This is a genomic window from Motiliproteus sediminis, assembly GCF_017912535.1.
Classification (GTDB): domain Bacteria; phylum Pseudomonadota; class Gammaproteobacteria; order Pseudomonadales; family Balneatricaceae; genus Motiliproteus; species Motiliproteus sediminis.
Genome location: NZ_JAERQK010000001.1, coordinates 316,324 through 341,521 on the forward strand (window position 1 = coordinate 316,324; position 25,198 = coordinate 341,521).

22 protein-coding genes and 5 tRNA genes are annotated in these 25,198 nt (G+C 57.7%); 18 read left to right on the top strand and 9 right to left on the bottom strand.

Annotated elements, in window-relative coordinates:
• The first annotated feature begins 94 nt into the window (after positions 1-94).
• Positions 95-1,036, top strand: coding sequence for a formylglycine-generating enzyme family protein (locus tag JJQ76_RS01485; protein ID WP_210394858.1), 942 nt, complete (start codon positions 95-97; stop codon positions 1,034-1,036).
• A gap of 30 nt (positions 1,037-1,066) precedes the next feature.
• Here the strand turns inward: JJQ76_RS01485 and nhaD are convergent, their stop codons facing one another.
• Positions 1,067-2,422 carry a sodium:proton antiporter NhaD gene (nhaD, locus tag JJQ76_RS01490; protein ID WP_210394859.1) on the bottom strand — a complete coding sequence of 452 codons (1,356 nt, stop codon included), beginning with the start codon at positions 2,420-2,422 and terminating at the stop codon, positions 1,067-1,069.
• Positions 2,423-2,472: 50 nt separating this feature from the next.
• Positions 2,473-2,781, bottom strand: a complete 309-nt coding sequence (locus JJQ76_RS01495; protein WP_210394860.1) for a hypothetical protein — start codon at positions 2,779-2,781, stop codon at positions 2,473-2,475.
• Between the two features lie 142 nt (positions 2,782-2,923).
• Between JJQ76_RS01495 and JJQ76_RS01500 the strand changes: the two genes are divergently transcribed.
• Both JJQ76_RS01500 and JJQ76_RS01505 read left to right on the top strand, forming a co-directional pair.
• Complete coding sequence (locus tag JJQ76_RS01500) at positions 2,924-3,283, top strand: hypothetical protein (RefSeq protein WP_210394861.1); 360 nt, start codon at positions 2,924-2,926, stop codon at positions 3,281-3,283.
• 131 nt (positions 3,284-3,414) lie between these two features.
• Positions 3,415-4,305 (top strand): cytochrome c, encoded by an 891-nt coding sequence (locus JJQ76_RS01505; protein WP_210394862.1) that lies wholly within the window; start codon positions 3,415-3,417, stop codon positions 4,303-4,305.
• Positions 4,306-4,311: 6 nt separating this feature from the next.
• Here JJQ76_RS01505 and JJQ76_RS01510 read toward each other — a convergent pair whose 3' ends face one another.
• A complete protein-coding gene (locus JJQ76_RS01510) occupies positions 4,312-6,264 on the bottom strand; it encodes a transglycosylase SLT domain-containing protein (protein ID WP_210394863.1) in 1,953 nt (650 codons plus the stop codon).
• Between the two features lie 240 nt (positions 6,265-6,504).
• Here JJQ76_RS01510 and JJQ76_RS01515 point away from each other — a divergent pair, with 240 nt between their 5' ends.
• Positions 6,505-8,412 (top strand): ATP-binding cassette domain-containing protein, encoded by a 1,908-nt coding sequence (locus tag JJQ76_RS01515; RefSeq protein WP_210394864.1) that lies wholly within the window; start codon positions 6,505-6,507, stop codon positions 8,410-8,412.
• Between the two features lie 7 nt (positions 8,413-8,419).
• Here the strand turns inward: JJQ76_RS01515 and JJQ76_RS01520 are convergent, their stop codons facing one another.
• Positions 8,420-8,866, bottom strand: a complete 447-nt coding sequence (locus tag JJQ76_RS01520; protein ID WP_210394865.1) for a universal stress protein — start codon at positions 8,864-8,866, stop codon at positions 8,420-8,422.
• Between the two features lie 89 nt (positions 8,867-8,955).
• On the opposite strand from JJQ76_RS01520, the gene JJQ76_RS01525 reads away from it, so the two are divergent.
• Positions 8,956-9,456: a hypothetical protein gene (locus tag JJQ76_RS01525; RefSeq protein WP_210394866.1), complete on the top strand. Its 501-nt coding sequence runs from the start codon at positions 8,956-8,958 to the stop codon at positions 9,454-9,456.
• 3 nt (positions 9,457-9,459) lie between these two features.
• The gene (locus JJQ76_RS01530) at positions 9,460-9,681 is read left to right on the top strand and encodes a DUF1653 domain-containing protein (RefSeq protein ID WP_210394867.1); all 222 of its coding nucleotides are present in this window, start codon (positions 9,460-9,462) and stop codon (positions 9,679-9,681) included.
• On the opposite strand, the gene JJQ76_RS01535 is transcribed toward JJQ76_RS01530, so the two are convergent.
• Complete coding sequence (locus tag JJQ76_RS01535) at positions 9,678-10,304, bottom strand: hypothetical protein (RefSeq protein WP_210394868.1); 627 nt, start codon at positions 10,302-10,304, stop codon at positions 9,678-9,680. The genes JJQ76_RS01530 and JJQ76_RS01535 overlap by 4 nt on opposite strands.
• Before the next feature lie 261 nt (positions 10,305-10,565).
• Here JJQ76_RS01535 and topA point away from each other — a divergent pair, with 261 nt between their 5' ends.
• Both topA and JJQ76_RS01545 read left to right on the top strand, forming a co-directional pair.
• Positions 10,566-13,217 (top strand): type I DNA topoisomerase, encoded by a 2,652-nt coding sequence (gene topA, locus JJQ76_RS01540; RefSeq protein WP_210394869.1) that lies wholly within the window; start codon positions 10,566-10,568, stop codon positions 13,215-13,217.
• A gap of 29 nt (positions 13,218-13,246) precedes the next feature.
• Positions 13,247-13,768, top strand: a complete 522-nt coding sequence (locus JJQ76_RS01545) for a DUF6586 family protein (RefSeq protein ID WP_210394870.1) — start codon at positions 13,247-13,249, stop codon at positions 13,766-13,768.
• 223 nt (positions 13,769-13,991) lie between these two features.
• Here the strand turns inward: JJQ76_RS01545 and JJQ76_RS01550 are convergent, their stop codons facing one another.
• From JJQ76_RS01550 to JJQ76_RS01560, 3 genes are all read right to left on the bottom strand, one after another.
• Positions 13,992-14,858 (bottom strand): HDOD domain-containing protein, encoded by an 867-nt coding sequence (locus JJQ76_RS01550; protein WP_210394871.1) that lies wholly within the window; start codon positions 14,856-14,858, stop codon positions 13,992-13,994.
• Between the two features lie 105 nt (positions 14,859-14,963).
• Positions 14,964-15,701: a UDP-2,3-diacylglucosamine diphosphatase gene (locus JJQ76_RS01555; RefSeq protein WP_210394872.1), complete on the bottom strand. Its 738-nt coding sequence runs from the start codon at positions 15,699-15,701 to the stop codon at positions 14,964-14,966.
• A 3-nt stretch (positions 15,702-15,704) separates the two neighbouring features.
• On the bottom strand, positions 15,705-16,199 hold the full coding sequence (locus tag JJQ76_RS01560) for a peptidylprolyl isomerase (protein WP_210394873.1): 495 nt from the start codon (positions 16,197-16,199) through the stop codon (positions 15,705-15,707).
• A 311-nt stretch (positions 16,200-16,510) separates the two neighbouring features.
• Between JJQ76_RS01560 and JJQ76_RS01565 the strand changes: the two genes are divergently transcribed.
• Positions 16,511-18,193, top strand: a complete 1,683-nt coding sequence (locus tag JJQ76_RS01565) for a glutamine--tRNA ligase/YqeY domain fusion protein (protein WP_210394874.1) — start codon at positions 16,511-16,513, stop codon at positions 18,191-18,193.
• 79 nt (positions 18,194-18,272) lie between these two features.
• Positions 18,273-19,664, top strand: coding sequence for a cysteine--tRNA ligase (gene cysS, locus JJQ76_RS01570; RefSeq protein WP_210395479.1), 1,392 nt, complete (start codon positions 18,273-18,275; stop codon positions 19,662-19,664).
• A gap of 83 nt (positions 19,665-19,747) precedes the next feature.
• Here cysS and folD read toward each other — a convergent pair whose 3' ends face one another.
• Entirely contained in the window at positions 19,748-20,602 is an 855-nt protein-coding gene (gene folD / locus JJQ76_RS01575; RefSeq protein ID WP_210394875.1) for a bifunctional methylenetetrahydrofolate dehydrogenase/methenyltetrahydrofolate cyclohydrolase FolD, read from the bottom strand.
• A gap of 215 nt (positions 20,603-20,817) precedes the next feature.
• Here folD and JJQ76_RS01580 point away from each other — a divergent pair.
• The 8 genes from JJQ76_RS01580 (at position 20,818) to clpX (ending at position 25,033) form a co-directional block, all read left to right on the top strand.
• Positions 20,818-20,894 (top strand) — tRNA-Pro (locus JJQ76_RS01580).
• 32 nt (positions 20,895-20,926) lie between these two features.
• A tRNA-Arg gene (locus tag JJQ76_RS01585) sits at positions 20,927-21,003 on the top strand.
• A 31-nt stretch (positions 21,004-21,034) separates the two neighbouring features.
• Positions 21,035-21,110, top strand: a tRNA-His gene (locus JJQ76_RS01590).
• Between the two features lie 14 nt (positions 21,111-21,124).
• A tRNA-Leu gene (locus tag JJQ76_RS01595) sits at positions 21,125-21,209 on the top strand.
• Between the two features lie 22 nt (positions 21,210-21,231).
• Positions 21,232-21,307 (top strand) — tRNA-His (locus JJQ76_RS01600).
• Between the two features lie 249 nt (positions 21,308-21,556).
• Positions 21,557-22,897: a trigger factor gene (gene tig, locus JJQ76_RS01605; protein ID WP_210394876.1), complete on the top strand. Its 1,341-nt coding sequence runs from the start codon at positions 21,557-21,559 to the stop codon at positions 22,895-22,897.
• Between the two features lie 122 nt (positions 22,898-23,019).
• Complete coding sequence (clpP, locus tag JJQ76_RS01610; protein ID WP_281411926.1) at positions 23,020-23,652, top strand: ATP-dependent Clp endopeptidase proteolytic subunit ClpP; 633 nt, start codon at positions 23,020-23,022, stop codon at positions 23,650-23,652.
• 100 nt (positions 23,653-23,752) lie between these two features.
• Entirely contained in the window at positions 23,753-25,033 is a 1,281-nt protein-coding gene (gene clpX, locus JJQ76_RS01615; protein WP_210394877.1) for an ATP-dependent Clp protease ATP-binding subunit ClpX, read from the top strand.
• The last annotated feature ends 165 nt before the right edge of the window (positions 25,034-25,198 follow it).

Sequence of the window (25,198 nt, forward strand, 5' to 3'; positions counted from 1 at the left end):
CACCCACTGGCCAACTCATTTTTCGGCCCGTATCCCTGAAAGAACTTTCTGCTACCCCCAGCTATGCTGGTTATGAGCGCTAGCGGAGGTGTTTATGAGTTTGCGAGCCCTGTTGTTGGTGACTGTACTGTCGGCGTCCCCGGCATGGGCGCAGCTGCAACCGGTGGCGGTTGATGAAAAGCTGCGCCCCGAAACCGCTCCCGCCCAGTTTCGTGATCATCTGTTAAGCGGTAGCCCTTGCGGTTATTGCCCGGAGTTGGTGCGCTTGCCGTCTGGCCGCTTTTTGATGGGGGCCTTCCCATGGGAGGGCCACAGTGACGAACATGGCCCCGGCGATAGCCCGTTTTCGGTAGCCTTGACCGCTCCCCTCGCCATGTCTACCCATGAGATTTCACGGCGCGAGTATCAGGCTTTTTTGACCGCAGTTCCCGACTACCAGCCGCATCAGGGATGCGCCGGGATGGTTGACGGGCATTTTGAGACTGATGCGGGACAAGGGTGGCAGAGCCCCGGCTTTAGCCAGGCCGATGACGAGCCGGTAGTGTGTGTCAGCTGGCACGATGCGACGGCATACGCTGATTGGCTCAGTAAGCAAACTGGAGCTCAGTACCGCTTGCCGAGTGAGGCTGAATGGGAATATGCCGCCCGTGCCGGTACCCTGACGCGCTATTGGTGGGGCGACCGAATTGATCAGGGTCGCGCCAATTGCCGTGACCGCCGCTGCGACCAAACTTACCCCTATACCGCGCCGCCGCTGGCGATGCCGCCCAATCGTTTCGGCTTGTATCATATGCTCGGTAACGTATGGGAGTGGGTGGCCGACTGTTACGACGCTGACGCCTATCGCCGCCAGTCATCGAGTTATCCTGAGCCCTTAAGGGGTAGCCACGACTGCAAACGGGTGATTCGGGGCGGATCCTGGGCGGAGGGAGTGTGGAGTTTGCGTGCCACCAACCGCGAGGGCTGGGTGGCGCGAAAGCCGCTGAATGATATCGGCTTTCGCGTGGTGCGAGAGGGGCAGGATACCGCGCTGTAACGCGCCAGTAGCCTGCCTGTTTTGTCGTGGTCAGGCGAACTGGTAGAACAGCGCTCCGGCAATGTAGCCCATCAGCGCCAGCGGGGTCATCACCTTCATGTACCAGAAGAAGTTGATCCGCTCCATGCCCATGGCTGCAACACCAGCGGCAGAGCCGATGATCAGGCAGCTGCCCCCGGTGCCCGCGGCGTAAGCCAGGAACTCCCACATGGCATGGTCGGTCGGGTAGACCGACATCTCATACATACCCATGGCTGCGGCTACCAGCGGTACGTTGTCCACGATCGCCGACAGCAGGCCGATCAGGAAGATGATCAGATCGATATTGCCCACCGCTGCGTCAAGACCCGCAGCCAGCGATGCCAGCAGTCCAGTGGCCTGTAGCGCTGCAACGGCGAGCAGAATGCCGAGAAAGAACAGCACGCTGGCGGAGTCGATCTTCTTCAGCACGGTAACGATGTGCAGACCGGCATCGATTACTTCATCGCGCTGGTGCTTGTGCATCAGTTCACTGATGACCCACAGCACTGAAAGGCTGAGCAGCATGCCCATAAAGGGTGGCAGGTGGGTCAGGGTCTTGAAGATGGGGACGAACAGCAATCCACCCATGCCGACGCAGAAAATCAGGTTGCGTTGCGCTGTGGAGACCACGAAGCTGTTCTCGGCTTCTTCCGCTTCCGGTGTGGTGACATGCTTGCCGCGCAGGGTGAACGACAAGAACGCCAACGGTACCAGCAGGCAGATCAGGCTGGGAATGATCAGGCTGTGCATGATGTTGAGCGTGGTGATCTGGCCACCGATCCAGAGCATGGTAGTGGTAACGTCGCCGATGGGGGACCAGGCGCCGCCAGCATTGGCCGCGATCACGATAATGCCGGCGAAAAACAGCCGGTCTTTCTGCTCGGCAATCAGTTTGCGGATCAGCGAGATCATCACGATGGTGGTGGTCAGGTTGTCCAGCGCGGCCGACATGAAAAAGGCGATCAGGCCGATAGTCCACAGCAGCTTGACGGTGTTGGTACTGTTGATCCGGTCGGTGATAATGGCAAAACCGCCGTAGGCGTCCACCAGCTCCACGATAGTCATGGCACCGAGCAGGAAGAACAGAATGCTGGAAATTTCGCCCAGAAACTCCAGCAGCTGATGATGCCCAACCCAGGTGATGGCTATTTCGCTAGCTTCTTTGCCCAGGTGTTGTTGGGTGAACCAGGCTGGCAGGGTTGACAGGTCAACCAGTGAGCCGGAGGCCAGAATATAGATAGTCCAGCAGAGAACGCCGGTCATGATCGCCGAGGCGGTCTTGTCTACGTGGATGTTGTGTTCGGTGACGATGGCGAGATAGCCGACAACGAACACCAGTGTGATCGCGATAAGTGCAAAGGACACGGATTATTCCTCAATATAACGACTGACAAAGCGGGTGAACCCGCACGGTGTTACAGCCGCAGGTGAGGGGGCGCGCGAATAAATAGGCAGGTGTCGGAGCAGTCCGAATAGGGTTCAGGTTGCGCTGCCGCTGACCGGTTTGTCGATCGTGCCACCGGAAGGAGGGGCGACGCAGCCAATAGTGGGGATTTTTCCTCGCCGTCGGCATCATTGCCGGCCGGTTTGGCGTCGCCGTCCAGCTGCTGCTGGTAGAGGTTGGCATCGATGCCGGCTACCGCACCGCTGACCGGCAGCATCAGACTCAGCAACAGTACCAGCAGCGTGGTCAGCAAAGAGCGGGTGAGTCGCGGTGTGGTCATCGTCGTACCTCGGCGGGTGCATACCGGCGGCAAGTATGCCAAGTGCCGGCAGTTGGCCGCTATACTATGCTTCCCTTTGGTAAATTGCAGCAGTTCTTTGGTCTGAAACGGGTTACCAAAAACATCGCCTATGAGCTTATCCTTGAGGTTAATCGCGACCCTGGTTGCCGTGCTGTGGGCCAGCTCACTGTCAGCCACGCCGCCGCCGGGCCACCCCTCCGTCGACCAGGCGGCCAAAGTGCTGCGACTGCCGCAATCGGGCGATCCCCATGCTGTTGGTGTTGTCCGTGAGGCGCACGACAGCAACAGTTATACCTATCTTGCGGTGGAGCTTCCTGGCGGGGAGATAGCCTGGTTGGCTGCCCCGCGGACTGAGGTGCCTGTCGGTAGCCGCATCGCTTTTGGTGACGGCGCCTACCTCACCAATTTCTATAGTAAAAAACTGAAACGAACCTTCGCCGGAATCCTGTTTGTGCCGGGCATCAAGGTAGTGCCCGAATAAGCGGCAGCAGAAGAGCGCGGCGGCGTGCGAGACCGCAAGTCGGAATGGCAGTCGGTGCGTCCTGATAGCAAATAAGAGTCAGATGTGCTTTTCTTTCAATTAGATATGCATAGATAGAGTAAGGGCTCCCCATGATCCAATTGTTCACTCGCCGATGCTGGCTGATTTCTGTTTCTATGCTGTTCGGGCTGCTGCCCCTCTCGGTTGAAGCTAAAACGGCGGTAGAGCGTGGGCGTTATATCTTCGATCTGGCTGGCTGTCAGGGCTGTCACACCCGTGAAGAGGGTGAGCTGCTGGCCGGAGGGCGCGAGCTGGATACTCCCTTTGGGCGTTTTTATACCCCGAACATCACTCCGGACACGCAGACCGGTATTGGTAGCTGGAGCCGCACGCAGTTTGAGCAGGCGGTACGCAAGGGGCTGTCTCCCGAGGGCGAGCACTACTATCCGGTGTTTCCGTACACCTCCTATACCGCTATCAATGACCGTGATATTGACGATCTCTGGGCCTACCTGCAAACCGTGCCTGCAGTCAGTCGGGCCAATCAGGAGCATGAGCTACCCTGGCCGTTCCGTTGGCGTTTTCTGATGCTGTTCTGGAAGTGGTTGTTTTTCGATGAAGGTCCGCGGCCGGTCGAGAGCGGCAAAAGTGAAGAATATCAGCGCGGGGCCTATATCGCCCGTGCCCTGGGGCATTGCGGTGAATGCCATACGCCGCGTGATTTTCTTGGGGCGATGCAGCTGGAGCTGGAGTTTGCCGGCACCTCCAGTGGTCCGGAGGGCGGCGTGATTCCCAATATCACCCCGGACCAGGAGACCGGTATTGGAAGGTGGTCTGAAGGTGATGTGGACTCTTTGCTGGTGATGGGGATGTTGCCCGATGCCGATTTTGTCGGTGCCGGTATGGGGGAGGTGGTCGACAACAGCACCGCCGCGCTGACCGACAGCGACCGCCAGGCCTTGATCCGGTTCCTGCGCGAAATACCGCCGGTGCGCCGCCGGGTGGGCGGCGAGCCCGACTGACGCGGTCTAGGTATCGCTTCCCGGTTGCAATGGCCGGGTCTCGTGGGGAAACATAAAGGTTTTCGGCAGCCCCAGCAGATCGCTGTAGATCAATGCGTAGCTGAGCACGTTCTGTACGTAATGGCGCGTTTCATCGAAGGGGATGGTTTCGATCCAGGCGTCAACGGACAGGTGCCCGCGATGCTCCAGCCACTGTTTCACCCGGTAGGGCCCTGCATTGTAAGCGGCTGATGCCAGGGCTCGTTGTTGGTCGAAGCGGCGGTGCATGGCCGCCAGATACGCACTACCGAGAGCCATGTTGAACTCGGGGTCGTGCAACTGGCTGCTGTTGCGATAGCGAAGTTTTTGTTGGCGAGCGGTCTGTTTGGCGGTAGCTGGCATCAGCTGCATCAGCCCCATGGCACCCGCGGGTGAGCGGGCGTCGGCCATGAATGCGCTCTCCTGGCGGATAATGGCCAGAATCCAGGGTGTATCGATGCGGTGTTTCTTGGCCTGTTGCGCGGCTTGCTGGTTGTGCGCCAACGGGAAACGGAGCACCAGATCGTTCCAGCGCTTGGCTTCGATGGCCGCGCGAATACCCTGCGCGTACCAGCCCCAGGAACGTGCCAGCTGCGCCAGCTGGTAGTGTTGCTCCTCATTCAGGTTACGGGTGGCATGAAACCACTCCCGCCGGGCCTCGATCAGCTGCTGGTGGTGGAACAGCTCTCGCGCGCGCTGGATACCGGGAAGGGCGGCTAGCTGACTGAGCTGCTCTGCGCTGGCGGGTTCGCTGTCGTTGTTGAGGCTGTAACTGGCTCCCACCCGATCGGCGGCCAGAAAGCCGTAAAAGCTCCGACTGCGAGACAACTCTGTGAAAATCTGCTGCGCGCGTGTGCGCTGCTCTGGACTACCTTGGTCGAGCTGCCTGGCTTGCCAGTAGCGCCAGCGGTCGTTAAAGCGTGACGATGCCGGCAGGGCTTCGAGCAACGTGCCAACCTGCCCCCAGTCCTGTCGGAACAGGGCTTCGCGGATACGCCATTCCAGTAGTTCCAGCGAACGGTATTCCGGGTCGATTGCCGATGCCCAGTGGTGGGAACGGTCGTTATAGCTGCGCAGTAAACGCATGACTGCGCGCTCCTGAGTGCGTTTATAAGCGGGCTCATCCTGCAGCTGATGCTTTTCCAGCAGGCCCAGGTAAGCATCAGGGTCAACCCGGCTGAGTCGCTCCAGGGCGATCTTGCGTGTACGTGAAGGCAGCGACTGCAGGGTAGCCTTGTTCATGCGCAACAGTTTTTCCGGGCGGTGCTGAAGATCAAGCGCCTGTTCCATCATCTGCTTGCGTGCCGCGTCGGTGACGAAACGCTGGGTGTAGCGGGCCAGGGTGCGGTTGTTGTTGGCCAGCGCTAACCAGAACCGTTGCCAAGCAAAGTTGCTGTTGAACTGCTCAGACTTGAGCCAGGGTTCGAACACGGCGTCACAGGCGCTATGCTGGGAGCGCCCGACCACCCAGAGTTCTTCCAGCCCGTGATAGGCGGCGTTTTTGTCGCCGATGTTATAAAGCGCACGGCGATAAAGGCACTCCAGAGCCAGGTTGGCGATGTCGGCGTCGTAGCCGTCAACCAGTGTCTGCCACTGTTTGCGCTTGCCCAGATAAGCGAGCCAGTGGCGTTGAAGCAGGCGTGGGAGGGGGGTATCGGCGTAGCGTTGTTGGAAGTCAGTCAGCGCCGGGCTGTCAAGTTGTGACAGCTCTCTCCGCCACTGGTTGTAGTCGAGATAAGGGTAGAGGACGTAATCAGTCAGCTGCGCTTTAAGCGCCTCATAGCGCTCTGTATCCCGTTGTTCGAACGCCTCCCGGGCCTGCTGATAAAGTTGGCGCTGGGCATCGATTGACGGCGCGGGCCCGGCATGGAGGCTAAGCGGGAGCCAAGCGCTGGCGACAATTACACCGGCGAGGGCGCGGGTCAGTAAAAAATGACGCATGAAATCGACAACTGTTCCTGGGCTAAATCTGTCCCGACGAGGGTTTGTGATTCAACCCTCGGACGGTTTGCGGGTAAAATGGTTCCTTGCCTTGCGAAGGATGGTGACAGGTTTGAGGCTTTATTTCGATTGCCAATCACAAGTTTTTGTCCCTGTGTAGAGTAGGGCCTATCGCCGAGCGATGTGGCCAGCCCCTGAGCATCTTCTTGGAAATATTCTTTTTTTACGGTTGATCTTTTAATGGCGTTATTGCGACTGGAACAGGCGGCGTTGGCATTTGGCGAACATCCGCTACTCGATCATGTGGACTGGGTGGTGCAGCCGGGCGAGCGGATCGCTCTGATTGGCCGTAATGGCGCCGGCAAGTCGTCACTGATGCGTGTGGTGTCGGGTGAAATCCATCTTGATGGCGGCACTTTGTGGCGTAAAGAGGGTTTGCGCGTTGGTGTGCTGGAGCAGGAGCTGCCCGCTGCCGATGATCGCCGGGTGGAAGAGGTGGTGGCGAGTGGACTAGCCGATGTCCAGCAACTGCTGCAGCGTTACCATGAACTGGCTGCCAATGCGCACCAGCCGCAGGAGCTCAAGCGGTTGGAGCAGCTGCAGCACGAGATCGAAGCTGTAGACGGCTGGCATCTGGGCCAGCGGGTTGAGCGGGTTTTGAGCCGCCTGGGTCTGCGCGGAGAGGTGGCGATGAGCACCCTCTCCGGCGGTTGGCGCCGACGGGTGGCTCTGGCTCGCGCGCTGGTTTCCGATCCGGATATCCTGCTGTTGGACGAACCGACCAACCACCTCGATATTCCCACGATTCAATGGCTGGAACAGCAACTGCTGGAGTTCGCCGGTACGCTGCTGTTTGTGACTCACGACCGCTCGTTTCTGCAGCGTTTGGCCAACCGGATTCTGGAACTTGAGCGGGGCAAACTGTACAGCTGGAAGGGTGATTACCGCAGCTTTCTCGCCTACCGTGAACAGCGGATAGCAGACGAAGAGAAGCACAACGCGCTGTTCGACAAGCGACTGGCCGAGGAAGAGGTCTGGATCCGTCAGGGGATCAAAGCGCGTCGTACGCGTAATGAAGGCCGGGTGCGGGCATTGAAGGCTATGCGGGCTGAGCGTGCGGCCCGGCGGGAACAGCAGGGCAAGGCGAGCTTCGGTCTGGAGCAGGCCGGCCTGTCGGGCAAGTTGGTGACGGAAGTGGAGAACGCCAGCTACAGCTACGACGGCAAACCCCTGATCCGAGATTTCAGTACCCGGATTATCCGCGGCGACCGGATCGCGTTGCTCGGTCCCAACGGCGCTGGCAAGAGTACGCTGTTGAAACTGCTGCTGGGTCAACTTGAGCCTGCTCGCGGGAGCGTCAAAGTCGGCACCAATCTGGAGATCGCTTACTTTGACCAGCTGCGCGAACAGCTTGACCCCGGCAAAACTGTCATCGATATGGTGTCCGAAGGGCGGGAGTACATCGATCTCAACGGCCGCAAGCGACACGTTATCAGCTATCTGGGCGACTTTCTGTTCCCGCCGGAGCGTACCCGGGTGAAGGTCGGTGTGCTTTCCGGAGGTGAACGGAACCGGCTGATGTTGGCGCGCCTGTTCAGCAAGCCGGCCAACCTGCTGGTGCTGGACGAACCGACCAACGATCTGGACCTGGAAACCCTGGAACTGCTGGAAGAGATTCTATCCGAGTTCGACGGAACCTTGCTGCTGGTGAGCCATGACCGGGAGTTTGTCGACAATGTGGTGACCGCAACCTACGTGTTTGAAGGCGATGGCTGCGTCAGTGAGTTTGTCGGTGGTTTTGAGGACTGGGTGCGCCAGGGGGGCGGATTCGAGGCGCTTAAACCGGCGGCTCAGAAGAGCGAAGTCAGCAAGCCGGTTAGTGCCGTGTCGACACCGGGTACAGCCGCTGTGTCCAAAAAGGCCAAACTCAGTTACAAGCTGCAGCGTGAGCTGGACCTGTTACCGCAAACCATAGAGTCGCTGGAGGCTGAACTCGAGGCCTTGCATGAGGAAACCGGCGATTCCGGCTTTTATCAGCGCCCCCATGAGCAGGTAGCTGAGCGGCTGGCGGCACTGCAGCGCTTGGAAGGCGAGCTCGAACAGGCGATGGAACGCTGGGTCGAGCTCGAGGGGATGCAGGAGGGCTAAGGCCGGGTTAGTCTTCAGACTCCGGTTTATGCACTCTGACCGCCAGCACATCGCAGCTGGCGCCATGCAGCACGCCGTTGGCGGTGGAACCGAGTAACAGGCTGAGGCCGTGGCGGCCGTGACTACCGACCACAATCAGGTCAATGCCATCTTGCTTGGCGATACGATGGATCTCGGTTTCGGTGTGTCCCGAGACCACGTAGAGTTTTTCAACGCTGGCGTCGAGTTTGTCGGCGAAGCTGTTGAGGCGGTTCTGGGCGTGCTCGTCAAGCTGGTCTTGGATTGCCGACAGGTCCATCGGCACGTCACCACCATAGGCAAAACTGAGCGGTTCGATCACGTGGACCAGGGTCAGCTGCGCACCGTTACTGCGTGCCAGCTCCACCGCGCGGGTGGCAACCTGATCCGATTCTTCGGTCAGATCTACCGCAAGCAGAATATGACTGTAGCTCATCGCTTTTTCCTCGTAAGATGCGTCTCTCCCCTTAACATAGCCGCTCTAACGCTAGGGTCAACTGAATTCTCGGAGGCACCGATCAGACCATGAATTGGGCAATTATTGCATTGGTTATCCTGGCTATTGTCGGTTCGATGATGTGGATGATGCCATCGCCACGGCAGCGGGCGCAGGCGATCTTCCGCCAGCAGGCGATGCGCGCCGGATTACAAGTGCAGATGACCAAACTGCTGTTTCCCCGTGCAATAGGCGAGCACGCGCCGGAGGAGTTTCACTGTATCGCCTACCGGCAGGGGCGTAACGGACACCAGGTTGATAAGCACTACCGCCCCTGGCATATCTTCCGTCTTAACGCCCATGCCAATCGCGGCCTGCCGGAGGGCTGGTGCTGGGGCAAGGGCGAAGAGGTATTAACCGAAACGCAGCTGGCACGCATTGCGTCACTTATCGACCGTTTGCCTGCGGATGTTTATTCGATCGAGTCAACACCGGTGGCGGTGTCGGTGTACTGGAACGAAAACGGCACCCCGGATACGGTAGCGCTGATTATCCGCGAACTGCAGGCTCTGGCAGAGGAGCGAATCTGAGCGATGACTATCCAGCCAGGGCTGTATCGCCACTACAAGGGCAATGATTATGAAGTGCTTGGCGTTGCCCGCCACTCTGAAACCGAAGAGCCGCTGGTCGTTTACCGTGCGCTTTATGGTGAACGCGGATTATGGGTACGGCCGCTGGCGATGTTTGCCGAGACGTTGATCCTGGATGGTAAATTGGTCCGGCGATTTGCACCCGCGGACGCCGGCAGTGATTAACTGCCGTCTTCGGTAGCGATCGGCGGGGGCGGCTTGAACGGATTGGCGTCGTCGAGTAACTGATTAATCTCCACCAGTTTGGGCTGGCGCCGCTGTTCTTTGGAGGATACCTTGGAGATCAGCGTTTTAGCGTGTTTGAAGTGGCTGATGGCCAGCGCGCGCTTGTCGTTTTCCAGCAACCGTCGTCCTTCATTTATATAGATATTCGCTTCCGATGCGCTGTGCAGCCAGGCGAGCTCCTTGGAGTGTTCCGCCAGTTGTAAGGGCGTTAGCCGGCCGTGCTGCTGTTGCCGGCGCATAATGGTCAGCGCCACGCGGATAGCACTCTGGACCAGCTTGACCGAATGTAATCCCACCGCAGGGGGTTGCTGGGTGGCTGGTGCATTGTTCTGGCTGCGCAGTTGGTCGATCACTCCGGAGGCGGGGTTGAGCTTGGCCAGTTGGCCGATCAACTGAGCGCTGTGATCACTGAGCAGGGACAGTATCTCGGCAGGGGTCTCGACCGTGCGTAGCGCGGTTAACGCATCCACGGTCTGCTGAATCTCTTTTTTTAGTTGTCGTGAGCGCTGTTGGCGCAGGCGCTCCTGTTGTTCACGCTGGTGGTAGTAATAATTAATGCTCACCGCGCCGATCAGGATGGCGAGGAGTATGGCTAATAATATCAGAGGGTTAGTCGATGTCATTGAGGCTGCCGGCGGGCCTGCTAAGGTCTACTTCGGCTATGTTAACCAAATCCTCGTTTAGCGGCTATGGTTACCGCCTAAAGAGGCGCTATTGACTTGCGGGCGCGAGCAACGCGGCTTGACCCTCACCGGTTGAGGCCTTATATATGACGCTCTCGCGGCCTGTCGCCACTCAATTTTCCGCTTGGACCTTATTTTTCTATGGGTAAATCATTAGTTATCGTCGAATCACCAGCCAAAGCGAAGACCATCAACAAATATCTGGGCAACAGTTTTGTGGTTAAGTCCAGCGTTGGTCATATCCGCGATCTGCCTACGGCAGGCGGTGCGCGCAAGCCGGTGGACGCCAAGGCCCGCGCTAAGGCCGCCGCGGAGACGCGTAAACTGACCCCCGAGCAGAAAGCGGAGCAGAAAAAGCGCAAGGCGCGACAGCAGCTGGTCGAACGGATGGGAGTCGACCCCGACAATGACTGGGCGGCCCGTTATGAAATCCTGCCCGGTAAGGAGAAGGTGGTCGACGAGCTGCGCCGACTTGCCCGTGATGCTGACCAGATCTATCTCGCGACCGATTTGGACCGCGAGGGGGAGGCGATCGCCTGGCACCTGCGTGAAGCGATTGGCGGCTCCGATGAGCGCTACAAGCGGGTGGTGTTCAACGAGATTACCAAGCGGGCGATCACGGAAGCCTTTGAACAGCCGGGAGAGCTTGACCTCAACCGGGTCAACGCCCAGCAGGGGCGCCGCTTCCTCGATCGCGTGGTTGGTTACATGGTCTCGCCGCTGCTGTGGGCCAAGATCGCGCGGGGCCTGTCTGCCGGTCGGGTGCAGTCGGTCGCCGTGCGGCTGATCGTCGAGCGTGAGCGTGAAATTCGGGCTTTTGTACCGGAAGAGTACTGGGAAATCGAAGCGGATCTGTTGAGCGCCAAGGGTGACCAGGTTAGCTTCCAGGTGACGCGGCAGGGCGACAAGGCGTTCCGTCCCGGCAGTGAAACTGAAACCGCCGCCGCGGTCGAGCGTTTGCTACAGGGTAGCTACCGCGTCACCCAGCGCGAGGATAAACCCACCAAGAGTCAGCCCAGCGCGCCCTATATCACCTCAACCCTGCAGCAGGCAGCGAGTACGCGCCTCGGCTTTGGGGTCAAGAAAACCATGATGCTGGCGCAGCGGCTGTATGAAGCGGGCCACATCACCTACATGCGAACCGACTCCACCAATCTGAGTGCGGAAGCGGTAGAAGCCTGTCGTGACTATATTCAGCGCCATTTCGGCGACAACTATCTGCCGGATACCCCGCGCAGCTACAGCAGTAAAGAGGGTGCTCAGGAAGCTCACGAAGCGATTCGCCCCTCCAGCGTCGCGGTGCAGTCAACCTCGCTGACCGAAATGGAGCGCGATGCGCAACGGCTGTATGAGCTGATCTGGCGGCAGTTTGTGGCTTGCCAGATGCCCGCCGCGGAGTTCACCAGTACCCGTATTCAGGTTACCAGTGGCGACTTCGAGCTGCGCACCCGGGGCCGAATCCTGCGTTTCGACGGTTTCCTCAAGGTGCAGCCGAGCAGCGGTAAGAAGGACGAGGATGTTATTCTGCCAGACCTGCAGACTGGTGACGCACTGGAGCTGAAAGAGCTGCACCCCTCCCAGCACTTTACCAAACCGGCACCGCGTTACAGTGAGGCCGCGTTGGTCAAAGAGTTGGAGAAACGTGGTATCGGCCGTCCATCGACCTATGCCTCGATCATCTCGACCATTCAGGACCGCGGTTATGTGAAGCTGGAGAACCGTCGCTTCTACGCTGAAAAGATGGGCGATATTGTGACCGATCGCCTGAGCAGCAGTTTCAGTGATCTGATGGACTACGGCTTCACCGCAAAGATGGAAGACGCGCTGGACCAGGTGGCCAACGGCAAGCGCGGCTGGAAAGAACTGCTGAACGAGTTTTACCGCGACTTCAGCAGCAAGCTGGAAAAAGCGGAGGACCCCGACGACGGGATGGAGCCCAACCGGCCCACTGAAACCGATATCCCCTGCCCGCAGTGCGGTCGACCGATGATGATCCGGACCGCAAGTACCGGCGTGTTCCTGGGTTGCTCCGGCTACAGCTTGCCGCCGAAGGAGCGCTGCAAGGCAACGCTGAATCTGGTTCACGGCGATGAAGTGGTTTCGGCCGACGCCGATGACGAAGCGGAATCGCGTTTGTTGCGCAAGAAGCACCGCTGCGCTAAGTGCGGCACGGCGATGGACAGCTATCTGCTCGATGAAACCCGCAAACTGCATATCTGCGGAAACAACCCCGCCTGTTCCGGCTTTGAAGTGGAGCAGGGGCAGTACAAGATCAAGGGTTATGAAGGTCCGGTGATCGAGTGCGACAAATGTGGCGCCGATATGCAACTTAAGACCGGTCGCTTCGGCAAGTACTTTGGCTGTACCAGCGAGAGCTGCAAGAACACCCGCAAGTTGCTGCGCAGTGGCGAGGCGGCGCCGCCGAAAATGGACCCGGTACCGATGCCGGAGCTTAGCTGTGAAAAAGTGGACGACACTTACATACTGCGTGATGGCGCCAGCGGCCTGTTTTTGGCGGCCAGTCAGTTTCCGAAAAACCGCGAGACCCGAGCGCCACTGGTGAGCGAACTGTTGCTCCATCGCAATGAAATCGATGCCAAGTATCACTTTTTACTTGATGCGCCGGTCAAAGACGGCGATGGTAACCCCACGGTTATCCGCTACAGCCGCAAGACCAAAGAGCAGTATGTGATGACCGAAGTGAAAGGCAAGGCGACCGGCTGGCGGGCCTTCTTCCGTGATGGTAAGTGGGCGATTGAAGAGAAGAAAAAGCCCGCAGCGGCCAAGAAATAACGTCACGGGTGACAGGGAGACGACCCCGAATGAGTGTGTACATTACACGAACGAATCAGAAGCTTTATTTTGCCCGATTGCACCTTGACCAGCTGAAGGCTGCCGAGAGCGGATCGGGCTGGAGTAAGCATGCGCTGATCGAGTCCTTTAACGAGTCGGTGCTGTTTCATCTGACCTCGGCCTACCAGAGCTTTCTTTGCGAGATCGCCGAGGTGTACCGCGTGGCGCCGGAGAAGGTAGACGGTCTAGCCTCGCTGGGAGAGCTGCTTGACGCACAGGGGCTCGAAGCTCCGGAAGTTAAGGAGCTGCAGCAGCTCCGAGAGAGCGACAGCTGGCTGGCTAAATTGTTGGCGGCTTATAAGGCCTGCTGGATCGCTGAAGACCGCACGCATGCCGAGCAGGGGGGGCACCGTAGTCTTTCAGAGATCCATGTGGTTCAGGTGAATCCGGATCATGCTGAGGACAAAGAGGTTATCGCTCAGCTGGAAGAGTGGCTGGATTCGTTTCGCGGTCTTATCGATCGCCAGCGGGAGTCAATGAAAGAGTGGTGAGCAGATTCCGCGCTCTTTGGAAACGCCAGGCTAGTCCTGGCGTTTTTTGTGGTTAGGTCGGCAAGCGGCGGCTTAATCGGCCTGAATGATGTGGTGGTCGACCTCAGCTTGCAACCGAAGCCGGGCCGGTTTCATGGCGGCGGGCAGATGTCTGTTGTTGATGGGCCTCTGGAGCACTAGCCCGCTGCTTCTTTCGAACAAGTGCGGGCCATCCCTATCCGGGCTAGTACACCGAGGTTGCAGCCGGGTTGATGATGCTTAAGACCTCCAGCGCTTCCATGTTGGCATCAATGGCGATCATGTTGAGGTCGTCGCGGCTGAGTTCGAAGTCGTCCATCGCCACTGAATCGAGCTGCTCAATTTTATCGCGTGGTGATCCGGCTTTGAGTTCAGGCTCGATGCAGTTGGTGACCCGCATCGCCAGATTCAGGGTATGGGTTTCATTGACGAACTCGTCACATGCTTCCGGGTGATACTGATGGCGGACCGGTTGCCACAGGTTTTCCGGCAGGCGCCAGTGATTGAGCAGTTGGGCACCGAGCTCGGCGCTGCTGAAGCCTAGCCACTCCTCCTCAAGATCTGCCATGGCGGTTCCCTGCTCGCAGGATACGCGCATCAGTTGCTCGTACTCCGCCGGAGCACGGATGATCAGAATCAGCTTGCCAAGATCGTGCAGCAGACCGGTCAGAAACTGTGACTCGCCGCGTGTCCGGCGGGTAGCCGAGGCGATTTTTTTGCCTACCAGGCCGCAATATACGCTGCGATGCCAGAAACTGTTCATGTCGATCAGGTCGCTGGAAACATCACGGAACACGGCCGTGGCGGAGGATGCCAGTACAATGGAGCGAACCTCGTTGGTGCCGATCAGGGTAATGGCGCGGGAGATGGTGTCCACCTGCGATGGAAAGCCGTAGAAGGCGCTGTTAACCAGCTTGAGCAGACGCGCCGAGAGCGCGGGGTCGTGGCCGATGACGTCACCGATGTCGGTGATGGTCGCATGCTCGGATTCGAGCAGCTCGTTTACCCGAAGCACAACGTCCGGTAACGAGAACAGTTGATCGATATCCTGAATGATCTCTTCTGGGGTCATTGCCTTGCTCCCTGGTTCGGCCTATCAAGCGGTTATAGCACAGAGGTAAGCATAGCGTGAACGTGGCGGTGAGCTTCGTTTGATGCGGGGCAAGAAAAAGTGGATTCAGGGCGACCCTTCGATATCGAACGGAGCCAGCTCGCGGGAGCCATCGGCATGCCAGCGCAGACACCAGCCGCGGGTGTCCCAGTCGCCGAGCACGATCCGTTCTCCCTGGCCCATGCGGGTGCCGATAGGATCGACTCCCGGGCGATGGGTGTGTCCGTGAATCAGCACAGTAGCCTGTGACCGCTCCATCGCCTCGCGGGCGGCATCGCGGTTGATGTCCTGCAGGGCGCGAGACTTATACTGGTTGGTCTCAGCGCTCTTGCCGCGAATCAAGCGGCCGATTTTCTGCCGGCTGGTCAGCGAGACGTAATCCTGTAACCAGCGGATAAAGCTGCTGCGAATAAACCGTCGGTAGCGCTGGTAGCCCTTGTCGTCGGTGCAGAGGCTGTCGCCATGCATCAGCAGTGCGCGTTGACCGTACAGGTCGATGGTGCTGGGGTCTGGTAGCAAGGTGAGTCCGGCGCGTTGGCAGTAATCGTCGCCAATCATAAAGTCACGGTTGCCGTGGATCAGATATACCGGGGTGCCGTGCTTTACCAGCGCGGCAATCTCTGCGGCAACTTCGTTCTGCAGTGGCGTTCGCTCGTCGTCACCTATCCAGACGTCGAACAGGTCGCCCAGAATGTAAAGGGCGTCGGCGTCGCGGGCTTGATGGTGGAGCAGATTGAAAAACGCCCGCGTGATATGCGGGCGTTGCGACTGCAGATGCAGATCCGATATGAACAGGGTGGTCATTAATTACTCTTCGATCACCGCTGATTCGATGATTACGTCTTCGACGGGAACATCTTGGTGACCGGCGCGGCTGGTCGTGGAAACGCTCTTGATCTTGTCGACCACGTCCATGCCTTCAACCACCTTACCGAAAACCGCATAGCCCCAGCCTTCAGTGGTTTTGGCGCTGTGGTTCAGGAACGTATTGTCGCCGACGTTGATGAAGAACTGGGCGCTGGCGCTGTGCGGATCCATGGTGCGCGCCATGGCGACAGTGCCGACACTATTGCTCAGGCCGTTGTCCGCTTCGTTCTCGATTGGTGCCTCAGTTTCTTTCTGGACCATGCCGGGCTCGAAACCGCCGCCCTGAATCATGAATCCGTTGATGACACGATGGAAGATAACGCCATCGTAAAAGCCGTTCCGGACGTAGTTCTCAAAGTTGGCGGCGGTCTTGGGTGCTTTCTCTGCGTCCAGCTCCAGCTTGATGTCGCCCATGTTGGTGTGCAGTGTAATCATCGGGTTTCTTCCTGTCTGATCGGCAAAGCTTGCAGATGTCGTCAAAAAAAGCGTGGTCGCGAGTGCGAAAAGAAAGCTTCTCATACTGTGACGGATTCCGTATGCCGGTTAATTGAAAGCAGCCGCGCGGGCCGTGGCGACCGATTATAGCAGCAGGGTCCGGCGTAAAAACAGCGCTTCTCCCGTTGCCGGCATTAGATCCGCTTCAGCCATTTATCCCGACTCTTTATCGGCGCTATAATGCGTGGTTTTCGCGGGGCTTGTGTATGCCGCAGCCCTCTGCATGATTGATTCAGCATAAAAGAGACGTTATGAGCTCCAAAGAGACCGCTCCCGCCCGAGTATCCAATTTTATCCGCGACATTATCGAAGCCGATCTCCAGAGTAATGCCTGCGCGGCTGTGGTTACCCGCTTTCCGCCGGAACCCAACGGTTATCTGCATGTAGGACATGCCAAATCGATCTGTCTTAATTTTGGTCTGGCAGAGCAGTTTGGGGGGCAATGCAATCTGCGTTTCGACGATACCAACCCCTCCAAAGAGGAACAGGAGTACGTCGACGCCATCAAGGCCGATGTGGAGTGGCTCGGGTTTGACTGGGCGGGCGAGGTCAAATATGCCTCCGACTACTTCGACCAGTTTTACGCCTGGGCGCAGCACCTGATTCGCGAAGGCAAAGCGTACGTCTGTGACCTTAGTGCCGAAGAGGCCAGCGAATACCGGGGCTGGGCGACCACGCCAGGCAAGAACAGCCCGTACCGCGAGCGCGCGCCGGAGGAGAGTCTCGATCTGCTGGAGCGGATGAAGAACGGTGAGTTTGCTGAGGGCGCTCGGGTGTTGCGTGCCAAGATCGATATGAGCTCGCCAAACATGAACCTGCGTGACCCGATCCTTTACCGGATCCGCAAGCAGAGCCACCACCAGACCGGCGATAAATGGTGTATCTATCCCAGTTACGATTTTGCCCACGGTCAGGAAGATGCCATCGAGGGCGTCACTCACTCGATCTGTACGCTGGAGTTTGCCGATCATCGTCCGCTGTATGAGTGGTTTCTGGATAACCTGCCAGTGCCGTCCAAGCCGCGCCAGTATGAATTTGGCCGTCTGAATCTGAACTTTACCGTCACCAGCAAGCGCAAGCTGAAGCAGCTGGTGGATGATAGCGTGGTGTCCGGTTGGGACGACCCGCGGATGCCGACCATCTCCGGTATGCGTCGCCGCGGCTTCAGTGCCCGTGCGATACGTAGCTTCTGCAATGGTCTGCCGGTTTCAAAGTCCGACGGTGTGGTCGACATCGCCCAATTGGAATCAGCTATTCGGGATGATCTGGACAAGCATTCTACGCGCGCCATGTGCGTGCTGGATCCGGTTAAACTGGTGATCAGTAATCTGGACGAGGCTGTGGTTGAAACCATGACCGCGCCGGCCCACCCTAAGTTGGAGCTGGGGCTGCGCGAGCTGCCGTTTACCCGTGAGCTGTATATTGATCGGGCCGATTTCAGCGAAGACACCACCCTGTCACGCAAGAAGTTCAAGCGTTTGGTGTTGGGCGAATATGTGCGTCTGCGCAGCGCCTATGTGATCAAGGCGGACGAAGTAGTCAAAGGTGACGACGGCCAGATCGTCGAGATCCATGCGTCGCTGGTTCCCGGCACTGTGGGTGAAAACCCACCGGAGGGGATCAAGCCGCGCGGGGTGATCCACTGGGTTTCTGCGACTGAAGGTAAGCGCGCTACGGTGCGCGTCTATGACCGCTTGTTTAACCACCCGGCACCTGACCGCGGCGAGGCGGACTTTATGCAGCACCTGAACCCTGAATCTTATCGGGTGCTGGAAAACTGCTGGGTTGAACCGGGGCTGCTCGATGCTGCGCCGGAGACTGTGTTCCAATTTGAGCGTGAAGGCTATTTTGTTGCTGACCGCTACGATTTCAGCGCCGAAACGCCGGTGTTTAACAAGACCATTGGTTTGGTGGATAACTGGGCGGGCAGGTAACCAGACTGCCAGCCTAACCGGTCATAACCCTGTTGAATGAATAAGGAGTGTGGGTCGCGTTTTGGCCCGCCTAGATAGCATGACTTTACAGATCTACAACACGCTGACGCGTAAGAAAGAACCGTTCGCGCCGATTGAGCCGGGCAAGGTGCGGATGTACGTGTGTGGCATGACCGTTTATGACTACTGTCATCTCGGCCACGCGCGGGTGTTGGTAGCGTTCGACGTGATCACCCGTTATCTGCGTGCCTGCGGTTACGATGTTCACTATGTGCGTAACATCACCGACGTGGACGACAAGATTATCAAACGGGCGGCTGAGAACGGCGAAAACTGTGATGCGCTGACCGAGCGCTTTATCGCCGCCATGCATGAAGATGAGGCGCGTCTGGGTGTGATCTCGCCAACCGAGGAGCCGCGTGCGACTGCGCATATGGCCAACATTATTGCCATGGTCGAAACCCTGATCGCCAAGGGTTATGCCTATGCGGCGGATAATGGTGATGTGTACTATCGGGTGGCCAAGTTCGATGGCTATGGCAAGCTGACCAACCGTTCGCTGGATGAGATGCAGGCCGGTGCCCGGATTGAGGTTAATGATGCCAAAGAAAATCCGTTTGACTTTGTGCTCTGGAAGGCCGCTAAGCCCGGCGAGGTGAGCTGGCCCTCGCCCTGGGGTGAGGGGCGTCCCGGCTGGCATATCGAGTGCTCAGCCATGTCCAAGTGTTGTCTGGGGGATACCTTTGATATTCACGGTGGCGGGCCGGATCTGCCGTTTCCTCACCATGAAAACGAAATCGCCCAGTCGGAAGCCGCCAACGGTGCCACCTTCGTCAATACCTGGATGCATGCTGGTGCGGTGCGGGTGAATAAAGAGAAGATGTCCAAATCGCTGGGTAACTTCTTCACCATCCGCGAGATTCTCGATAAGTATGACCCCGAGGTGGTGCGTTACTTCCTGACCATGGGGCATTACCGTAGCCAGATCGACTATTCCGAAGAGAGTCTGCGTGAGGCGCGTGGTGCTTTGGATCGTTTCTATCACGCGTTGCGTGGTATCGAGCCGGTCGATGAGGTTGGGCTCGATAACGATGCGGAACAGCGTTTCCATGCGGCTATGGATGATGACTTCAACACCGCAGGTGCGGTGGCGGTGTTGTTTGATCTGGCGCGTGAAATTAACCGGGTTAAAGATCAGGATCTTCTGCAGGCGGGACGTCTGGCATCGCGACTAAAGCGGCTGGCCGGGGTGTTGGGGCTGTTGGAGCAGGATCCTGAGGTTTATCTGCAGGGTGGTGAATCGGCGGAAGGGCCGGCGGCCGAAGAGATCGAAACGCTAATCGCCGAGCGTGCCGCCGCCAAGAAAAATCGCGATTTCGCCCGGGCTGACGGTATTCGTGATCAGCTCAAGGCCCAGGGCGTTATCCTTGATGATACCCGAGAAGGGACCACCTGGCGCCGCGAGGCCTGAATGATGGGAGTGGTGCTGGATATCAGTGCTGAATAAAAAAGGCTGCCGGTGGCAGCCTTTTTTTTGTTCGCCGAGGGTCGTGGTTAGTCGTGCAGCTCGTCGGCGGCGTAGAGGGTGTTTTCCATCAGCGTGGCGACGGTCATCGGGCCCACGCCGCCGGGTACGGGGGTGATCCAGCTGGCGCGCTTGGCAGCTTCTTCGTATTCAACGTCGCCGACCAGTTTGCCGTTGTCGAGGCGGTTGATCCCCACGTCGATGACGATGGCCCCCTCTTTAATCCATTCACCTTTGACCAGCCCCGGCTTGCCCACACCGACAACCACCAGGTCCGCGCGGCGTACTTTGTCTTCAAGATTGCGGGTGAATCGGTGTGTGGTGGTGGTGGTGCAGCCTGCCAGCAACAGCTCCAGACTCATGGGGCGGCCGACAATGTTAGAGGCGCCAACCACGGTGGCGTCAAGGCCGCGAATAGGTACCCCCGTAGATTCCAGCAGGGTGATGACGCCCTTGGGGGTGCAGGGACGCAGTACCGGCATCCGCTGTGCCAGGCGGCCGAGATTGAAAGGGTGAAAGCCGTCCACGTCTTTGTCGGGGCGGATGCGCTCAAGGATCAGGTTGGCGTCCAGGTGGGCGGGCAGGGGGAGCTGCACCAGAATGCCGTCAATCTCAGGTGCATGGTTGAGTTGGTCGATCAGTGTCAGTAGTTGTTCCTGGGTGGTGTCGGCGGGCAGGTCGTGGGCGACAGATTCGATTCCGACCTCTTTGCAGGCGCGTCGTTTGTGGTTGACGTAGACCTCTGACGCCGGGTCGCTGCCGATCAGTACCACCGCGAGCCCGGGGGCTCGCTTGCCTGCGGCGAGGCGACGGGCTATGCCTTCGCGGACTCTGTCTTTAACTTGTTGGGAAACCGCTTTGCCATCAATAATCCGCGCGCTCATGGGGTGACTGCCGAAGCCTCTTGGTTGGTCATGGTTCTGTAAGGGGTGCAATTTTCGCACGGATGCCGGCTGACGCAAAGTGGACGGCGACAATGCGGGGGATTCTAGGCTAACTTATTTATCTATTGGAGGTTTTCAAAAAGGTATTGACCTCCATTTTGGGCGGCTGTAATATGCGCACCTCTTTCGATGACGTGCCGTCACGAGAGGGTGTTCGGGGTATAGCGCAGTCTGGTAGCGCGCCTGCTTTGGGAGCAGGATGTCGGGAGTTCGAATCTCTCTACCCCGACCAAGTTCCGGTTTGGATCGTACAGGATCGTCTGAGCGCCCTTAGCTCAGCTGGATAGAGCAACGGCCTTCTAAGCCGTAGGTCACAGGTTCGAATCCTGTAGGGCGTGCCATAGCGGCGGGTCGGAGCAGATTTAGGTAGTGGTGGGCGTAGCTCAGTTGGTAGAGCCCCGGATTGTGATTCCGGTGGTCGTGGGTTCGAGCCCCATCGCCCACCCCATTGCCTGATGTGTCGCGGACGTGGTGAAATTGGTAGACACGCCAGATTTAGGTTCTGGTGCCGCAAGGTGTGAGAGTTCGAGTCTCTCCGTCCGCACCATTTCCGCTTGTTCGTTATAGTGGTGGGCGTAGCTCAGTTGGTAGAGCCCCGGATTGTGATTCCGGTGGTCGTGGGTTCGAGCCCCATCGCCCACCCCACTTCTTCCTTATATATCCTCCTGTTCTGTTTTGGTGTCGGCGCACTGCTGGAGCGGCTTTTCTTTGCTGTTTTGCGGGTACTTGCTTGACTCGCTTCCGGCGATACCGGAAAATTCCGGCTTTTGTAATCGCGCCCGCTGGGGCGGTTATCAGTGATGCGACTGGATAGGGTGCGCGCTAGCGGCCTGCAGTGCCGTTAGGCTTAGCCTGTTTGCATATCGTAACTTTATAATTTTGTGAGGAATTTTCATGCAAGTTTCTGTTGAGGCGACTTCTTCTATTGAGCGCCAGATGACTGTCACCGTTCCTGCGGCTCGCATCGAGGATGATGTCAACAGTCGGTTGAAGCAGACTGCACGTTCCGCTCGCATCGATGGTTTCCGCCCCGGTAAGGTACCATTGAATGTCATTAAGCGTCGTTACGGTAAAGGGATTCGCCAGGAGGTCCTGGGCGATGTGATCCAGCACACGTTTTACGAGGCGGTTACTCAGGAAAAACTGAAGCCGGCGGGTGGTCCCAGCATCGAGCCCAAGAGTGACGCGGAAGGCCAGGATTTCGAATATGTGGCGACCTTCGAAGTTTATCCCGAGATCGCTTTGGCTGATTTCTCCGCTGTTGAAGTAGAAAAGCAGGTTTCTGCGATTGCCGATACTGACGTCGACAAGATGGTCGAGTCGCTGCAGAAGCAGCATGCTGACTGGACTGAGGTTGAACGCGCCGCTGAAGATGGCGATCGCGTTAATATCGACTTCGAAGGCTTTAAAGATGGAGAGGCCTTCCAGGGTGGTAAATCCGAAGGGCATGATCTGGTGCTGGGTTCCGGTACTATGATCCCCGGTTTTGAAGATGGCTTGGTGGGTATGAAAGCCGGCGACGAAAAAGAGCTGGAGCTGACCTTCCCGGAAGCTTATCACGCCGAGGAGTTGGCAGGTGCTGCCGTTGTTTTCAAAACCAAGGTCAACAGTGTTTCCGCACCGGAGTTGCCTGAGCTGAACGCTGAGTTCTTCAGCAAGTTCGGCATTGAAGAGACCGAGTTGGACGGGTTCAAGGCTGAGATCCGCAAGAATATGGAGCGCGAGCTCAAGCAGGCGTTGAATGCCAAGATCAAGAATCGTGTGCTGAATAAGTTGGTAGAAGCCAACTCTGTTGAAGTGCCCAAGGCGCTGGTAGACGGCGAAATCGATCGCTTGCGGCAGCAAGCGGTGCAGCAGTTCGGTGGGGGCGCCAATCTGGATCCGAGCGCGCTGCCGGCAGAGCTGTTTGAAGGTCAGGCGCGCCAGCGTGTGTCCATCGGTTTGCTGGTGGGTGAGGTTATTCAGTCCAATGAACTGAAGGCCGATGAGGCGCGGGTCAAGGAAACTGTTGAAGAGATCGCGGAAACCTATCAGCAGCCTGAAGAGGTTCGTGACTACTACCTGAACAACAAAGAGCAGCTGGCTCAGGTAGAGGCGCTGGTGCTGGAAGATCAGGTGGTTGATCTGCTGCTGTCTCAAGCCAAGGTGACTGAGGTTGAAGTCAGCTATGAAGAGGCTTTGAAGCAGGACCAGGCACCGGCAATGGAAGACGAGAGCGAGGCGGACGCCGAGTAAGGGGTTCATTTTTCGCGTTTCCAAGGCTACACTCGGTAGCAATGGGTCAGGGCGGCAGTCGGCGTGAAAGCGCCGCCTGCCGTTTTTTGTCCTAACAAGCAGCGAAAGATTAAGGAATAGTTATGCTCAAAGAACAGTTGGGTGGCCAGGGTATTATCGACACCAGTGCAGCGCTGGTTCCGATGGTGGTGGAGCAGACTTCGCGGGGTGAGCGCTCCTACGATATCTACTCGCGCTTGCTCAAGGAGCGAGTGATCTTCCTGGTGGGGCAGGTCGAAGACCATATGGCTAATCTGGTCGTGGCGCAGCTGCTTTTCCTCGAATCCGAGAATCCGGACAAGGATATTCATCTGTACATTAACTCGCCTGGTGGTTCGGTAACGGCTGGTTTGTCAATTTATGACACCATGCAGTTCATCAAGCCCAATGTCAGCACCATGTGCTTGGGGCAAGCGGCCAGTATGGGTGCGCTGCTTTTGGCGGGTGGCGCGGAAGGCAAGCGTTTCTGTCTGCCTCATTCGCGCATGATGATCCATCAGCCGCTGGGGGGGTATCAGGGTCAGGCGACGGATATTGAAATCCATACCCGCGAGATTCTTACCATTCGTGAAAAACTGAATCGCATTTTGTCAAAACATACGGGGCAGGAGCTGGAAAAAATCGCGGCTGACACCGAGCGTGACAACTTTATGGATGCGGCTACAGCGGTTGAGTACGGCCTGGTCGATCAGGTAATTGAACGACGAGAAGGCTGAGTCGAAAGGGTCTAAAATGACCCATGACACTTGAAAAGCAGGGTGGGTATCTGCATTAATCGTGTTATGTGCCCCTGCAAAGCAGTGAAGAGGTAGTCGAATGACCGACGAAACATCAGGAAAGGGTGGTGACGGCAAGCTGCTGTACTGTTCGTTCTGTGGCAAGAGCCAGGACGAAGTACGCAAGCTGATTGCGGGCCCTTCGGTCTTTATTTGCGATGAGTGCGTTGATCTTTGTAACGACATCATCAGCGAAGAGGTTCAGGAATCCAGTGTCGAAGAGAGCAGTGATCGTCTGCCTGCGCCGGAAGAGATAAAAAACACTCTCGACGAGTACGTGATTGGCCAGGAGCGGGCTAAAAAGGTGCTGTCGGTGGCGGTTTACAATCATTATAAGCGGCTGCGCTATCAGGCCAAGCAGGACGATGTCGAGCTGGGCAAAAGCAACATTCTGCTGATTGGTCCCACCGGTAGTGGTAAGACGCTGCTGGCGCAAACGCTGGCCCGTCTGCTCAATGTGCCCTTCACCATCGCTGATGCGACCACGCTAACCGAAGCAGGTTATGTGGGTGAGGATGTTGAGAATATCATCCAGAAATTGCTGCAAAAGTGTGATTACGACGTCGAAAAGGCGCAGATGGGGATCGTGTATATCGACGAGATCGACAAGATTTCGCGTAAGTCGGATAACCCGTCTATTACGCGTGATGTGTCGGGCGAGGGTGTGCAGCAGGCCTTGCTGAAGCTGATTGAGGGTACCGTTGCGTCTGTTCCTCCCCAGGGTGGGCGCAAGCATCCGCAGCAGGAGTTTCTGCAGGTTGATACCTCCAATATTCTGTTTGTCTGTGGCGGTGCGTTCGCGGGTCTTGAAAAGATCATTCAAGATCGTTCCGAGCGCAGCAGTATCGGTTTTTCTGCCAAGGTGGCGTCCAAGGAAAACGCGCGTAGTGTTGGCGAGACTCTGCTTGATATCGAAGCGGAAGACCTGGTCAAGTACGGGCTGATCCCCGAATTTGTCGGCCGGCTGCCGATGGTCGCGACGCTGGCGGAGCTGGATAAGGATGCGTTGGTGCGTATTTTGACCGAGCCCAAGAACTCCCTTACGCGGCAATACGAGAAGCTGTTCGAGATGGAGTCGGTAGATGTCGACTTCCGCGAGGATGCGCTTGAAGCGGTTGCTGAGCGTGCCATGGAGCGGAAAACCGGTGCGCGAGGGCTGCGCTCCATACTTGAAGCGGCGCTGCTGGATATCATGTTCCGTCTGCCGTCGATGGAGAATGTCAGCAAAGTGGTGGTTGATGCCGGCGTGATTCGCGAAGAATCAGAGCCGCTGATGATCTACCACAACACGGAGTCTCAGAAGGCAGCGCCGGATCAATAGCGCTAACTGTTCAAACGCTGAACAAAAGGGGGCTTGGCCCCCTTTTTTCTTGCTAAAAATTGATGTTTGCACCTTGTTTTAAGGGTGACGGGCCCCAATCATTTGCCGTAAGCTGGATGCTAATCCAGAGCAGTATTTTCGGACGCCAGTCATCCGCGTTCATCA